The 14,882-nt window shown below is 75.1% G+C and carries 11 protein-coding genes; 2 read left to right on the top strand and 9 right to left on the bottom strand.

Translation table 11 applies throughout. The features are described from left to right. Nucleotides 1-134 precede the first annotated feature (134 nt). The gene (locus ACFPIJ_RS44880; RefSeq protein WP_380125303.1) at nucleotides 135-755 is read right to left on the bottom strand and encodes a thioesterase family protein; all 621 of its coding nucleotides are present in this window, start codon (nucleotides 753-755) and stop codon (nucleotides 135-137) included. 64 nt (nucleotides 756-819) lie between these two features. On the opposite strand from ACFPIJ_RS44880, the gene ACFPIJ_RS44875 reads away from it, so the two are divergent. Together ACFPIJ_RS44875 and ACFPIJ_RS44870 are read left to right on the top strand one after the other, a co-directional pair. Then, nucleotides 820-2,430, top strand: coding sequence for a class I adenylate-forming enzyme family protein (locus ACFPIJ_RS44875; protein ID WP_380125302.1), 1,611 nt, complete (start codon nucleotides 820-822; stop codon nucleotides 2,428-2,430). A gap of 41 nt (nucleotides 2,431-2,471) precedes the next feature. After that, complete coding sequence (locus ACFPIJ_RS44870; protein ID WP_380125300.1) at nucleotides 2,472-3,413, top strand: RNA polymerase subunit sigma-70; 942 nt, start codon at nucleotides 2,472-2,474, stop codon at nucleotides 3,411-3,413. 89 nt (nucleotides 3,414-3,502) lie between these two features. Here ACFPIJ_RS44870 and ACFPIJ_RS44865 read toward each other — a convergent pair whose 3' ends face one another. The 8 genes from ACFPIJ_RS44865 to ACFPIJ_RS44830 all read right to left on the bottom strand — a co-directional run bounded on the left by ACFPIJ_RS44865 (nucleotide 3,503) and on the right by ACFPIJ_RS44830 (nucleotide 14,882). Then, nucleotides 3,503-3,736, bottom strand: a complete 234-nt coding sequence (locus tag ACFPIJ_RS44865; RefSeq protein ID WP_380125298.1) for a hypothetical protein — start codon at nucleotides 3,734-3,736, stop codon at nucleotides 3,503-3,505. Between the two features lie 93 nt (nucleotides 3,737-3,829). Further along, nucleotides 3,830-5,131: a lanthionine synthetase LanC family protein gene (locus tag ACFPIJ_RS44860; protein ID WP_380125296.1), complete on the bottom strand. Its 1,302-nt coding sequence runs from the start codon at nucleotides 5,129-5,131 to the stop codon at nucleotides 3,830-3,832. Nucleotides 5,132-5,157: 26 nt separating this feature from the next. Next, the gene (locus ACFPIJ_RS44855) at nucleotides 5,158-7,911 is read right to left on the bottom strand and encodes an AAA family ATPase (RefSeq protein ID WP_380125294.1); all 2,754 of its coding nucleotides are present in this window, start codon (nucleotides 7,909-7,911) and stop codon (nucleotides 5,158-5,160) included. 101 nt (nucleotides 7,912-8,012) lie between these two features. Beyond that, nucleotides 8,013-10,781 (bottom strand): helix-turn-helix transcriptional regulator, encoded by a 2,769-nt coding sequence (locus tag ACFPIJ_RS44850; RefSeq protein ID WP_380125292.1) that lies wholly within the window; start codon nucleotides 10,779-10,781, stop codon nucleotides 8,013-8,015. Between the two features lie 52 nt (nucleotides 10,782-10,833). Continuing rightward, nucleotides 10,834-12,423, bottom strand: coding sequence for a class I adenylate-forming enzyme family protein (locus ACFPIJ_RS44845; RefSeq protein ID WP_380125290.1), 1,590 nt, complete (start codon nucleotides 12,421-12,423; stop codon nucleotides 10,834-10,836). Beyond that, nucleotides 12,416-13,150: an SDR family NAD(P)-dependent oxidoreductase gene (locus ACFPIJ_RS44840; protein ID WP_380125288.1), complete on the bottom strand. Its 735-nt coding sequence runs from the start codon at nucleotides 13,148-13,150 to the stop codon at nucleotides 12,416-12,418. Before ACFPIJ_RS44840 ends, ACFPIJ_RS44845 begins: the two co-directional genes overlap by 8 nt. Next, entirely contained in the window at nucleotides 13,150-13,992 is an 843-nt protein-coding gene (locus ACFPIJ_RS44835) for an enoyl-CoA hydratase (RefSeq protein ID WP_380125286.1), read from the bottom strand. The genes ACFPIJ_RS44840 and ACFPIJ_RS44835 overlap by 1 nt, the downstream gene beginning before the upstream one ends. After that, complete coding sequence (locus ACFPIJ_RS44830; RefSeq protein ID WP_380125284.1) at nucleotides 13,992-14,882, bottom strand: acyl-CoA dehydrogenase family protein; 891 nt, start codon at nucleotides 14,880-14,882, stop codon at nucleotides 13,992-13,994. The genes ACFPIJ_RS44835 and ACFPIJ_RS44830 overlap by 1 nt, the downstream gene beginning before the upstream one ends.

The raw sequence follows: 14,882 nt of genomic DNA, 5'->3' as shown, positions 1-14,882 counted from the left end.
CGGCTCAACGACGACCTCGACCGCATGTCCGCCGAACTCCGCACCGTCGTCGCCACCTTCCGCATCTGACGCCGCCCGGTCCCGGTTCGGCCTCCGTCGGCGGCGGTCAGTCGGCGGCGGTCAGTCGGCGGCGGTCAGTGGCTGATCAAAGTCTGGGCGACCTGACCGTCGCCGATCGGGCGGCCGTCGAGGGTGGCGCGCACGTCGAACAGGTAGCGGCGGCCGCGGACGTCGGCGATGGAAGCGGTCACCAGGAACTGCTGGCCGGTGTGTGCCGGGCCGGTGTGCCGCACGCCGATCCAGGTGCCCAGTGACGCCGTCTCCGGGGCGAAGTGCGGGCGCAACACGTCGGCGGCGGTGTCCTCCATGGCCGCGACGAGCGCCGGGGTGCTCAGCACCGGCTCGGCGTCCGGGACGTGGTCGGTGGTCAGGTCGGCCGTCACCGTGAACGTGCGGGTGCACGAGGCGCCCGGGCCGAGGGTGGTTCGCAGCAGCCGGTGCGGTGCCGAAGAGCGAGGGGTTCCGTGGCGGACCCGCAGGTCGGCGACGACGCCCTCACCGTGCAGCAGCCGCAGCGTCACGACCCGCCCGCTCGCGGAGCGGTCCGCCTCGACAAGCCGTAGCGGCCCAGGGCCGCCGGACGGGACGCCGTGCCAGATCAGTTGCTCGATGTGGGCGCCGGGCGGGATCGGCAGCAGGGGCAGGACCCGGAGGTCGACCGGGGTGTCTGCGGGGGCTGTCCAGAGGTCCGGCACGCGGCGCTCCCTACCTTGACATGCTCGAAGGGCTGGGAACAGAATTGCACAACCAAGCGCTTGTTTGGTAGACCTCTGGGGGTACTTCGTGCACGACCTGTTCCCCGCCGGCGCCGCGCCGGCGCCCGGCAGCGTCCACGAGCGCTACGTCGCCGACCGGCTCGCCGGGGTCGGCGACGGTGAGACGCTGCCCGACACCGTCCGCCGGCACGCCACGGCACAGCCCGACGGCATCGCGTTCGTCGCCGGCGGCGACCGGCTCACCTGGGCGCAGTTCGACGCCCGCTCGACCGCGTTCGCGCGACGGCTCGCCGGCGCCGGGCTCCCCCGTGGCGCCCGCGTCGGCGTGCTGCTGCCCGACGGCGTGGAGGTGCACGTGGTGTACCTCGCCGCAATGAAGGCCGGCATGATCGTCGTGGCGATCGGGCCGCGGGCCGCCCGGCTCGAGGTGCGCCACCTGCTGACCGTCGGCGGCGCGACCGCGCTCGTCAGCCGTTCCGAGCACCGCGGCGAGCCGGTCAGCGCGCTGGTTGAGGGCCTTGGCATCGCCGTACACCTCGAAATCGACCAACTCGAGGACGGCATCGTTGCGGCGAAGGGCCCGGACGAGCTGGGCCGGGGTGAGATCCACCTGCTGAACTCCACGTCGGGGACGACCGGCATGCCGAAGTGCGTGGTGCACAACCAGGACCGGTGGTTCTACTACCACGAGCTCGCCGTCGAGTGCGGCGACCTGCGCGCCGACGACGTGTTCCTGACGCTGATCCCGGCGCCGTACGGCTTCGCGCAGTGGACGGCCAACTTCACCCCGACGCTGCTCGGCGCGCCGACCGTGGTCATGCCCCGCTTCAACGCCGACGAGGCGCTGCGCCTCATCGAACGCGAACGCGTCACCGTGGTGTGCTGCGTCAGCACCCAGTTCATCATGATGCTCAACTCGCCGGTGGTGGACGAGGTGGACCTGTCGTCGCTGCGGGTCATGTTCACCGGCGGCGAGGCGGTGCCGTTCGAGCGGGCCGCCGAGTTCGAGCGCCGCACCGGCGCCAAGGTGCTGCAGTTCTTCGGCTCCAACGAGACCGGCGCCCTGTCCCGGACCTCGGTCACCGACACCGTCGACCAGCGGCTGCGCACCGCCGGGAAGGTCATCGACGCGATGCAGGTCCGGCTGTTCGCCGAGGACGGCACCGACGTCACCGCCGCCGGCGGGCCCGGCCAGGCCGCCTGCGCGGGCCCCGCCACCTGCCTGGGCTACTTCGCCGACCCGGCCGCCAACGAGAAGCTGTTCACCCGGGACGGCTGGATGCTCACCGGCGACATCTGCACCGTCGACGCCGACGGCTACCTGCGGGTGGTGGACCGCAAGTCCGACTTCATCATCCGCGGCGGCAAGAACATCAGCGCCGCAGCCGTCGAGGACCACGTCGGCTCGCACCCCGCGGTCGCGATGGTGGCCGCGGTGGCGGTGCCGGACCCGACGTTCGGCGAGCGGGTCTGCGCGTTCGTGGTGCTGCGCGACGCGGCGACCCTCGACCTCGACGGGCTCCGCAAGCACCTCGACGCGCGCGGGGTGTCCCGCGACAACTGGCCGGAGCGGCTGGAGCTGGTGCCCGACCTGCCCCGCGGCTCCGGCGGCAAGATCGCCAAGGCGGAGCTCCGCCAGCGCCTGCGAGGATAGGCCGGCGATTCCTTTCGGGGGCGGCCGCGGTCTACACGGTCATGACCCAAACTGCGGCGATCCGGGAAACAGGCATGGACGGGCTGACCGAGCGGTTCGAGCACGAGCGGCGTGGGCTGCTCGCGCACAGCTACCGCATGCTCGGCACGTGGGACGAGGCCGAGGACGCGGTCCAGGAGGCATACCTGCGGGCGTTCAAAGGCTGGTCGGCGTTCGAGCAGCGGTCGTCGGTGCGGGTATGGCTCTACCGCATCGCCACCAACGTCTGCCTCAGCGCCCTGACGGGCCGCGGCCGGCGGGCGTTGCCGTCGGACGGCGTGACCGAACCCGGAGCCTGGATCCAGCCGATCCCGTCCGCGCTCGTCGGCGCCGACCCGGCGGCCGAGGTGGTGGCCCGGGAGGGGGTGCGGCTGGCGTTCGTCGCCGGGCTGCAGCTGCTGCCAGCCCGGCAGCGGGCCGTGCTGCTGCTGCGCGATGTCCTGGCGTTCCCGGCCGCCGAGGTCGCCACGATGCTGGACATCAGCGTGGCGGCGGTCAAGAGCGCACTGCAGCGGGCCCGGGCCACCATCGCCGAGGCGGCGCCGGCGCCGGACCGGATCACCGAACCGGCCGATCCGCGCACCCGTGAGCTGCTCGAGGCATACATGGCCGCCTGGGAGCACGCGGACCCGGCCGCCTTCGCCCGCGTGCTGCGCGCCGACGCGGTCCTCAGCATGGTGCCGTCCGGGGTGCGCGCCGACGGGAACACCGCGTGCCTGGCCCTGGCGGCGACGGCGATGGACGGCGGGTGGCGGATGGAGGCGGCCGGCGCCAACGGTCAGCCGGCCGCCCTCGCCTGGTGGCACGGCGAGCCGTACGGCGTGGCGGTGCTCACCGTCGCCGCCGACGGGATCGCCGCCGTCACCGTCTTCGCCGACGCCGCTCTCGTGGACCGGTTCGCCCGTCCGGCAGCCACCGGCGGGCCGGGCCCCGGGCGTCCCTGACAACAGCGGCCCGGAAACAGCCAGGAGCCCGGGCGCCTGCGTGCAGCAGCCCGGGCCACCGGGAGTTCGGGGGGTTCATCAGGAACGGGTCAGCGCAGCGGCCGCCCGTGGGTGCCGTGCGCCAACTGCCACTGCCGGACCTCGGCGGCGGTGGACGGCAGCATGCGGAGCCGGGAGCGGGCCGGACGCGGCGCAGAAGCCTCGTGCACGCGGGCAGATGCGTGCTGCGGCCGGTGCATCGACGAGGGCTGTGGCACGGAGGCGGACGGGAAGCGATGGGCTGCGGTGACCCTGACGTTCGGGCGGACCAGGACCGGAGGCATGCATCGACAGTAATGGCCATCCGCGGTCGCCGATCCGGTCCGGACCGGGTGAACCGGGAAATCACCCTCCGTCTCACCCTTTCCACCGGCGTGTCAGGGACGCCTGGAGCGGACCTCCGCCGGCACGGCCCACCACTGGTCCGGCCGGTCGACGACAGGGGCGGTGAGCCCCTCCTGCGAGACCCGGGCCATCCGCAGCAGGAAGGCGGCAATACCGGCGGCGCCCTGCATCCAGCTGGTGCCCGGCGGCAGCAGCGGCGGGTCCTGCCGGTGCTCGACGAACCGCCAGTACGCGCCGTCCCCGTCGCGGATCGCGCGCTCGACCAGCGCCTCGGCCATCACCCGGGCACCGGTGAGCAGCGCCTCGTCCGAAGGGTCGTCCTGGGCTGCGTCGAGCAGGATGTCGCCGACGCCCGCGGTGCCGCAGCAGCGCCCGTCGTTGTCCCAGAAGCCCGGGCGCAGGCGGGCGGGCAGACCGCAGGTGAGCAGCGAGTGCAGGCAGCGCCGGCGCAGCTCGCCGACCGGAAACCCGCCGACGTCTGAGACCCCGGCGAGGGCGAGGGCCGGGAACAGTTGGGAGGTCCCCGCCGGTCCGTGGCACCAGGTGTACGTGACCGGCTCGACCTCCCGCTGCGACGGCGGCGACGTGTGCGGCACGACGAACCCGCCGCCGGCCAGGTCCGCCACGGCGAGCAGGTGCGCGGCGCCCCGGCGGGCGGCGTCGACGAAGTCCGCCCGGCCCAGCGCCTGGCCGGCCACGGCGAGCGCGGCGCCCACCCCGGCGGTGCCGTGGGAGAAGTTCGGTGAGCTGGAGCGGTACCCCGGCCACATCCGCCAGTCGAGGCCGCCGTCGGTCGGCTCGGCGACCTTCAGCAGCGCCTCGCCGCCGGTCGTCATGATCTCGGCGGCGTGCGGGCCGCCGGCCCACGCGGCGAGCAGCATGATCCCGGCGCTGCCCATGACCACGTCGGACGCCGGGTCGCGCGAGTCCTGCCGCAGGGTGGTCTCCCAGCCGCCGGGCGTGCTCAGCTGCGCCAGGCGCGCCAGCACGGCGACCTCGCGGCCGGGCGCGAGCAGCCGCAGCGCGGTGGCGTCACCGGCCAGGCCGTCGTAGAGCGAGGGCTCGTCCCGGTCCGTGGTCGACAGTCGCTCGACGATCGCGTCGGCGAGGGCCGTCTCGGCCGGCGTCCACGGCCGGTGCCGGCGGAGCTCGGCGAGGACCGGCGCGAGCCCCGCGATGCCCTCGTAGAAGGAGTCGCGGAACTTCCCGGGCTCCTGGTCCTCACCGGTGACGGTCGCGGGCAGCCACGGCCCGTCGGCGCCGTGTCGCACCTGGCCGAGGGTCCATGCCCAGGCCGCCTCCCCGAGCTCCCGATATGTCGCGGCATCTCCCATGCCGTCACCGTATCCGGCCGGCCCGGTCAGCCAGGAGCGGGCCGCAGCGCGTCGAGGACTCCGGGCAACTGGGCCCGGCCGGTGATGCCGAGTTTCGGGTAGATGCGGTACAGGTGGGAGCTGACCGTGCGGTGCGACACGAACAGCCGCTGGCCGATCTCGCGGTTGCTGAGCCCGGCCGCCGCCAGCATCGCCGTCTGCAGCTCCTGGGCGGTGAGCTGCTCGCGCGACGGCAGGGTCCGGCCGGCGCTCTCCTCACCGGCCGCCCGCAACTCCTCCCGGGCCAGCCGGCCCCAGGCCGCTGCGCCGAGCGCGTCGAACCCGTCCCGGGCCGCCCGTAACGGCATCCGCGACTCCAGGATGCGTTTGCGTCGCCGCAGCCACACCCCGTAGGCGAGGTCCAGTCGAGCGCGGTGCACCGGCCAGGCGCCGAGATCCATGGCCAGGGCACGGTCGAAGGCCGGGCCGGCGGCGTCGTCCGGTGCCAGGACCGCGGTGGCGTAGGCGAGGCAGCGGTGCAGCATCGGCGACGGGAACCGGGCGGCGCGTTCCGCGACCCGGGCGACCACGTCGCGGATGTCGTCCCGCCGGCCCGAGCGGACGGCCGCGTCGGCGAGATCGGGCAGTGCCCATCCGGACATGTCGAGGTGGAACCTCGCATCGACCGGATCGAAGACCGGGGTGAGGATGTCCAGCGCCTCGTCGTGCCGGCCGGCCGCGTTGGCCGCGACGCCGCGGGCGTGCTGGGCGGCCTCGACGGCGAACCGCACACCCGCGACAAGTGGGCTGGCCAGCACGTCGTCGGCGAGCTGGAACGCCGCGCCGCTGTTGCCGCACATCGCCTCGTGCAACGCCTGGCCGGCTCTGGCGGCGGCGACCCAGAAGTGGTCGCCCGTCTCCTCGGCGAGGGCCTCCGCCTCGTCCAGGTCGGCCCGGACCGCCGGCCACCGGCCGAGCCAGAGCCGGATGAACCCGGTGGACGACAGGCTCCGGGCCAGCAACGCCGCCCGGCCCTGCGACCGGTAGCCGGCGGCGGCGGTGCCCATGAACGACGACGCCGTGACGAAGTCGCCGAGCACCAGCGCGGCCCCGCCGAGGAAGCACATGCCGTCGATGTCGGTGCGGTCCGGGACGAGCGTCGGCAGCTGCCGCAGCACGTCGGCGCCGAGGACGTCCGGTTGGGCGTGGGCGACGATCGCGAGGAACCTGGGGTCGCTCGCGGCGAGGCTGAGCTTGTCGAGGACGGCGGTGACCCGGCCGCCGAACGCCGACGGCAGGCTGGCCCACCAGCATCGCGATGCGGCCCGCCAGCACAGCGTCGCCGCCAGTTCCGGGTCGCCGGCGCCGTGCGCCGCGACGGCGAGGTCGCACAGGACGTCGATCCGGCCGGTGTCGCGCACGTCCCCGGGCTCGACGATGTCGCTGACCAGGGCCAGGCGGCCACGGTCGGCGGCGTCGCCCTGCGCCGGGTCGGCCTTCGCGACCAGGTGCGCCGCGACGCTGCGGTCGTGCAGTTGCGCGGCGATCTCCGCGGCCCGCAGCAGCAATGACGACCGGCGCACCGGGTCGCCGGTGAGTTCCGAGGCGCGGTCCAGGTCGGCGACGGTCACGCCCAGCGCGCCGCGTTCCAGCGCGCGCCCGGCGGCCGCTTCCAGCTCGGCGCTGACGGCTTCGTCCGGACCGAGCGTCGCGGCGCTGTGATGCCAGGCGCGCCGGTCCGGGTCGCCGGCGAAGGCCTCGGCGAGCACCGCGTGGATCGTCAGCCGGGAGAAGGCGTCGACGCTGCGGTAGACGGCCGAGCGCACCAGCGGGTGCCGGAACCGCAGGCGCTGGGCCTGGACCTGCAGCAGACCCGCCTCGATCGCCGGCTGGACGGTGTCGATGGCGACGTCATGGCCGGTCAGCGTGCGGGCGGCGGTGAGCAGCACCGGCACCGCGCAGCTGGTGTCGGCGGAGAACGCGGCGACCACCGCCCGGGTCGCCGGGGGCAGCTGCGCGAACCGGTCCGCGAACGCGCTCTCCAGGCGTTCGTTGAGCGGGAGCAGGCCCGGCAGGTCGTCCGGGGCGCCGGGCCTGATGCACCTGGGCAGCTCGACCAGGGCGAGCGGGTTGCCGGCCGCCTCGGTCAGGATCCGCTCCCGCAGTCCCGCCGGGAGTTGCGGAGCGGCATCGTGCAGCACCCTCCTGGCGGCGGCCTCGCCGAGCTCACCGAGGTGCACCTGTCCGATGCCGGTCCCGACGAGCACGTGTGGATACTGGGCGCGGACCGCCATGACCGCGGCGATCGGTTCGATGGTGAGGCGTCGCGCGACGAACACCAGCACGTTGAGGGTCTCCGGGTCCAGCCAGTGCGCGTCCTCCGCCAGGATGAGCAGCGGCGTGCCGGCGGCCCGGTCACCGAGCAGTTCCAGCACCGCGAGCCCGACCGTGAACAGGTCCGGGCGGGTGTCCTGCTGCCCGAAGGCGCCGCGCAAGGTCCGCTGCAGGTGCGGAGTGAGCGCCCGCAGGTTGTCCAGCACGGGGGTGAGCAGTTGATGCAGCCCGGCGAAGGGCAGCGCCGACTCCGCCTCGGCGCCGTTGGTGGTGAGCACCACCATCCCGGCTTCGGTGGCGTACCGGCGCGCCGCGGTGAGCAGCACCGTCTTGCCGATCCCGGCGTGTCCACGCACGACGAGCGCCGCACCCCGGTTGGCCCGTGCGTCCAGGAGCAGCCGCTCGACCACCGCCAGTTCGGCGTCCCTGCCGTGGATCACCTGCCGTTCGCCGCCCGGGTCCGGCATGGGCGGCCCCTCCTTCAGCGTGCCCGCGGGTGTCCGCGGTGCGTCGCTGCTCAGCCTGCCCGGGCAGCGCCGGCGCGCGGACCACGTAGTCCTCGTAGTCGTTACCGGCCCCGGTCGTGGGTGGCGCCGCGGGCCGGGTCACCGAAGTGGTGCGCAAGCTGCCGGCGGGAGGTGATCGCGAGCTTCTGGAACACCTTGCGCAGGTGGTAGTCGACGGTGTTCGCACTGATGAACAGCGCCGCGCCGACCTCGGCGTTGGTGCTGCCGGTCGCGGCGAGCCGGGCGACCGCCAGCTCCTGCGGGGTCAGGCCGTGACCCGGCGGCGCCGGGGCGCCCGGTGGTTCGCCGCCGGCCTCCAGCTCGTTGCGGGCGCGCTGGGCGAACGCGGGCGCGTCACCGTCGTCGAAGATCTCCAGCGCGCGCCGTAACGGTTCACGGGCGTCCCGGCGCCGCCGCATCCGGCGCAGCCACTCGCCGTAGAGCAGGTTGGCCCGGCCGAGGTCGATCGCCAGGAAGGTCGGGGCGTACGCCGCGATCGCGGCGGTGTAATGCGCCTCGGCGTGATCGTCGCTGGACACCAGGGCCCGGCAGCGGTGCGCCGCGCCGCGCGCCCAGGCCGAGCCGGCCGCCGCGGCGATCGCCTCGAGTCCCGCCGTGCACGCTTCCGCCTCGGCGAGGTGGCCGGCTCTGGCCGCCGCTTCGACGAAGTCCGGGTAGTCCAGCGGGGTCGCCTGCAGAAACGGCTCGTCGACGAGGGGCTTGAGCCGTGCGTACGCGGCACCGTACTGCCCGGCGGCGAGGTCCTGCACCGCCAGGCCCCCGTCGCCGGAGGCGAAGACCGCGCCGAAACCGGTCTCGCGGGCCCGATCGATGATCGCTTCGACCTGCCGGCGCGGGTGGCCGGACCACGCGAGCAGCGCGACGTTCAGGCTGCTGGCGGTCTCGTAGCCCATCGCCCGGCGCAGTGCCCGCGCCTGATCGGCGTGGCGTTGCGCGACCCTCGGCGTCTCGGTGCGCAGCGCGGCCAGTGACCGCAGCCACAGGATGGCGTCGAGCAGGTAGACCGAGCCCAGGTCGCGGGCGGCCGCCTCGGTCCGCTCCAGGCACCGCCGCATCGCCGTCTCGTCCCACAGCGCCGCCGCGACGGCCACCCCGACCGGGCCGAACCGCAGCAGTTCGGCCGGGCCGAGCCGGTCGATGGACCCGAGCGCGGCACGCATCGCGGGCACCGCCTCCCGGTAGGGGCGCAGCACGTACGCGCCCAGTGCCCGCAGGATCGTGGCGGCCACGCCGTCGTCCAGCGCGGCGCCGGCCGTCATGCGGCGGCCGAGCTCGGCCAGCGGCACCGACGACCCGAGCCGGTCGACGGTCACGGTGTGCCCGAACGCCTTGATCAGCGCGTGCTGCTCCGCCGCCGGGTCGCGCCCGTGGAATGCGTCGGCAGCGGCCAGCATTTCCGCCGGGCTCCGGAGGACGGCGGGATCGGCGGTGAAGAACGCGTGGTTGACCCGGACCGTGATCAGCCGGCCACGGGCGGCCGGGTCCAGCGCCGCATCGGTCACCTCACCCATCAGCTGCTCGGCGAGGCCGGCGGCGCCGGCCGCCAGCGCCGCTTCCGCCGCCATGACCAGCCGGCCGTCCTTGACCGGCCCCGGCGGCGTCAGCCCGGCCGCCTGCGTCAGCAGGCTGGCCCGGGACCGGAACCCGCCGCGCTGCCCGGCCCGGTTGGCCACCGCCTCGAGGCGGTCGGCCACGCCGGCGTCCACCCCGATGACGGCCTTCGCGGCGTGCCAGGCCGCGATCTCGACCAGCCCGGACCCATCGGCGGCGGCCGACAGCGCCTGATGGGTCCGGCGCCGGTCGGGGCCGGCGGCGCCGGCGTAGGTGGCCGAGCGCATCAGCGGGTGCCGGAACCGCAGGGCCGGCTCGATCTCCACCAGCCCGGCCAGGTCCGGTTCGTCCCCGGCAACCCCGGCGAGCCCGAGCCGGGCCGCCGCGGCCCGGACCAGCGCCAGGTTGCCGGTGGAGTCGACGGCGGCGAGCAGCAGCCAGCGTTGCAGGTCGGACGGCGCGCGGCGGACCTGGCGCAGGTAGAACGCCTCCAGCCGGCGCCCGACCGGGACGGGCTCGTCGAAGACGCTGGTCTCGGTCAGCTCCCGCACGCTCAGGTCGGTGGCCAGGTCGACCAGCGCCAGCGGGTTCCCGCCGGTCGCGGCGGCGATCCGGGCGGCGGCCACCGGATCGATCGGCCCACCCAGTGCCGACGCGAGCAGCCGGGCGGCGGCTTCGGCGGGCAGGCCGGACAGCCGCAGCACCGGGACCCCGTCCAGCCGGCCGGCCAGGCCGGGTTCGTCGCGGGCCGCGAAGGCCACCACGACCGGCTCGGCCTCCAGGCGCCGGGCCACCAGCGCCAGCGCGTCCACCGACTCGGCGTCGAGCAGGTGGGCGTCATCGACGGCGCAGACGACGGGTGCCGCCGCCCCGGCCGCCGCCAGCAGCCCGAGGACGCCGAGCCCGACGAGGAACCGGTCCGGCGGCGGGCCGTCCTCCGCGCCGGTGGCGACCCGCAACGCCCGCTGTTGCCGGGGCGGCAGGGACCCGACGTGTCCGCGCAGCGCGATCATCAGGCGATGGACCGCGGCGAACGGCATGGTGGACTCGGCCTCGTACCCGTGCACCCGCAGCACCCGGAACCCGGCCCGGGCCGCCGTCGCCGCCTCGAGCAGGGCGGTCTTGCCGATGCCCGCGTCGCCGGTGATGAGCAGCGCCGCCCCGCGACCGTCGCGGGCCGCCGCCAGCAGCTCGGCGACCTGCCGCTGCTCGACGTCCCGGCCGAGCAGCGGACCCGGGTGGGTCCTGGGCGGGGTCACGTCAGGCACCCCGGCGCGACGGCCACATCAGCTCATCATGCCACTCCCCGGCTCACCTGTTGATCATGGGTCCGGCAGGGTACCGGCGGGCGGCGTCCGCGCGCAGGCTTGCCTTGTCCACCTTGCCGCCGGTGCCGATGGGCAGCGCCGGCACCTCGACCAGGTACTCGGGCCAGTTCTGCTTCGACACACCGGTCGCGTCGAGGTGGACGCGCAGCGCGTCGAGGGTGAGCGGCGAGCGGGTGACGACGTAGGCGCAGACGCGTTCGCCGAGGACCGGGTCGGGCACGGCGACCACCGCGGCCTGCGTGACCTCGGGGTGCCCGCCGACCGCCTCCTCGACGACGAGGGCGCTGACGTTGTGCCCGCCGCGGATGATGAAGTCCGCGATCCGTCCGGTGACGGCCAGGTAGCCGTCGGCGTCGACGGTGGCCACGTCGCCGGTGAGCAGCCACCCGTCGGGGCGGAACAGGGCGGCGTTCGCGGCGTCGTCGTCGAGGTAGCCGGAGGTGCAGCCGGGCCCGGTCGCCGCCACCTGGCCCGGGCCGCCGGGAAGGTCGGCGCCGTCGGCCAGGAGGCGCAGGCGGGCGCCGGGGACCGGGCGGCCGGCGGTGGTGAGCCGGGCCGTCTGCGGGTCGTCGACGGTGGTCACCGACAGCGGGCCGGCCTCGTTGGAGCCGTAGAACTGCAGGACGGCGCAGCCGGTGCGTTCCTCGAACTCGCGGGCCCGGGCGAACGGGACCCGCTCCCCGCCGGTGAACATGACCCGCAGCGACGACAGGTCCGTGGTCGCGAACGCCGGGTCGTTGAGCAGCATGATGAACTGGGCGGTGACCGCGCACAGGACGGTGACCCGGTGCCGCTCGATGAGCCGCAGTGTCTCGGCCGGGTCGAACTCGGCGGTGAGGACGGTCGGGTAGCCGTACATGGCGGGCACGACGTGGGCGCTCCACAGGCCGAAGCCGTACGGGGCGGGTAGCACGCTGGCGAAGACCTCGTCCGGGCCGAACCGGCCGGCGGCGTGGGCGAGCGGGCCGAAGTACTTGCGGCTGTTCATCGTCTGCCGGACGCACTTCGGCAGCCCGGTGGTGCCGGACGTGGAGTTGACGAAGAACAGGTCGTCGGCGCCGAGCCCGGGGCCTTCGAACCGACCGGCCGGCAGCCCGGCCAGGTCGAGCACGACATGTCTGGGCGCACCGCAGCTGGCGGCGATCTCGGCACCGGGCCGCCCCCGGTGCGACGACCGGGTGGCGAGGCCCACCGCACCCGTCTTGGCCAGGAGGTGGCGGATCTCGGCGTCGCCGGCCCGGGGTCCGATGCCGACGGTGACCAGTCCGGCCTTCTGCGCGGCGAGGTACGCGACGTGGGTGAGCGCGCCGCCGGTGAGCAGGACGGCGAGCCGGTCCCCGGGCGCGAACCCCGCGTCCACATAGGACGCGGCGAGGCGGGCGGCGAGGGTGTCGTAGTCGCCCCAGGTGAAGGTGCCCTCGGGGGCGATGAACGCGACCCGGGCCGGGTCGTTGCGGGCGACCATGGCGGCGATCGTGTCGGTGGTCCAGTCGCCGGCGGCGTAATGAGCGGCGACGACGTCCGGCGGGTACTCCGGAACCGGCGCGCCGGTGCCCGGTCGGTGCTCAGACACCGGCGCCCCCGTCGAGCCGCAGCACGGCGCCGGTGGCGAAACGCGCCTCCGCGGAGCCGAGGTAGGCGATGGCGGCGGCGACCTCGGCCGGGTCGGCGACCGGCGGGTCGAGCAGCGCCCGGGCGTGCCCGGCCAGCCGCGGGTCCTGATCCGGTGCGGGCACCAGGTCGCGTTTCAGCGGCGTGTCCACGGATCCGGGGCAGACGCAGGCGACCCGCACCCCGTCGGGCGCGTACTCCACGGCCAGGGACCGGGTGAGCCCGACGACCCCGGCCTTCGCGGCGGAGTACGCGGCGCTGTACCGCCAGCCGCGCACCCCCGCCAGGGAGGCCACGTTGACCACGGCGCCCCGGGTGGCGACCAGGTGCGGCAGGGCGGCCCGGCAGGCGAGGAACGTGCCGGTGAGGTTGATCGCGAGGATCCGGTCCCACTCGGCGAGGGTGACGTCGGTGGTGTGCGCGGAGGCGGCGACCCCGGCGACGTTGGCCAGGAGGTCGAGCCGGCCACCCCACTCCACGGCGTCCGCGACGGCGGCCGCGACCTGCTCCTCGTCGCGCAGGTCGCAGCGGATGCCGAGGATGCCGGGTGCGCCGTCGAGCGACACGGGCGCGATGTCGAGGCCGACGACCCGGGCGCCTTCGTCGCGCAGGCGGGCCGCGGTGGCCCGGCCGATGCCGGAGGCGGCACCGGTGACGAGGGCGACGCGGCCGTCGTACCGGTGCGGCATCAGCGGCCGCCGTCGCGCATGGACCTGGCGTCGTGCCCGGCGAGGGAGTCCTGGCCCACTTCGGCGTTGTGCGCGTGCGCGACGTGGTGCAGCCCGAACACCGAGTCCATCCCGGCGCGCAGCCCCATCAGGTCCTCGGCCTGGTTGACGGCCTTCTTCGTCAGGGCAAGGCCGAGCCGGGGCATCTGCGCGATCCGCCCGGCGATGTCCATCGTGGCCGACTCCAGGTCGGCCCGGGGCACGACCCGGTTGACCATGCCGAGCTGCAGGGCCCGCTCGGCGTGGACGCGCTCGCCGAGGAACAGGAACTCCTTCGCGTGGCGGGGGCCCATCACCCACGGGTGGGCGAAGTACTCGACGCCGGGGATGCCCATCCTCACGACGGGGTCGGCGAAGAACGCGTCGTCGGCGGCGACGATGAGGTCGCAGCACCAGGCGAGCATCAGCCCACCCGCGATGCAGGCGCCCTGGACCGCGGCGATGGTCGGCTTCGGCAGCTCCCGCCAGCGCCGGCACATGCCCAGGTACACCTCGGACTCGCGGGCGAAACGGCTCTCCGCGCCGGGTTTGCCGACGTGGTCCCACCAGAGCCCGGCGCGGCGCGGAAACGTGGTGTCGACGTCCCGGCCGGGGGTGCCGATGTCGTGCCCGGCGGAGAAGTGCTTCCCCTCCCCCGTGAGCACGATGACCTTCACCTCGTCGTCGTCGGCGGCACGGTACAGCGCGTCGTCGAGCGCATAGGTCATCGCCGAGTTCTGCGCGTTGCCGTACTGGGGGCGGTGCATCGTCACGATCGCCACCGGCCCCTCGGTGCGGTAGCGAACGACGTCCTCGTCGGTCATCAAAGCTCCTTCGGAAGGCCGATCGTGGTGGCGAGCGCGTCGAGCCGGTCGCCGGGGGTGGCGAGGGCGGCGAGGGCCCAGGCCCGTTTGGCGTAGCGGTGCAGCTCGTATTCGACGGTGTAGCCGATCGCGCCGTGGCACTGGATCGCGGCGCGGCTCGCGGCGTGCGCGGCGTCGGCGGCGAGCACCACGGCACCGTCGACGGCTTCGCGCGCGCCCGCGCCCTCCCGCAGCGCCCAGGCGGCGGCGAGGACGGCGGGCCGGGCGAACTCGAGGCCGAGGTAGGCGTCGGCGAGCTGGTGCTTGACGGCCTGGAAGCTGCCGACGGGCGCGCCGAACTGGTGCCGTTGCTTGACGTAGCCGACGGTCAGCTCCAGCATCCGCCGGCCGAGCCCGACCAGCTCGGCGGCGTGCCCGAGGGCGGCGCGGGCGACGGCCGCCCCGACGATCGCGGGGTCGTCGGTCAACACGCCGGCGGGTGTGGAGACGACCGCGTCGAGGCTGGTGTCCACGGTGGACGCCGCGGTCCGGGGGCCGCCGGTGCGGGCGACGCCGCCGTCGAGGTGCAGCACCAGGTCGGCCTGGCCACCGAACGGCGCCAGCCCGCCCGGCCCGGCGACGGCGACCCTCAGCAGCCCCGCCGCGGCCCGGTCGTCGCCGAGCGCCATCAGCAGCGGCGCGGCGACGAACGCGGTCGCGGTCACCGGCAGCGCGACGGCGGCGTGGCCGACCTCCTCGATGACCGGCACCAGGTCGGTCTCGTCCAGGCCGAGGTCGGTCATGGCGGCGAAGACCCCGATCCCGGCGAGGGCCTCCCAGTCCCCCGCCGCGAGGGGTGCCGTGACCGCGTCGCGCAGGGCGACCTGGTCCTCGGTCAACGCGAACCGCAC

It is taken from the genome of Dactylosporangium cerinum (assembly GCF_042653625.1).
GTDB lineage: Bacteria > Actinomycetota > Actinomycetes > Mycobacteriales > Micromonosporaceae > Dactylosporangium > Dactylosporangium cerinum.
The sequence above is the reverse complement of the archived record's forward strand: the minus strand, read 5'-3'. Positions and strand labels throughout refer to the sequence as shown.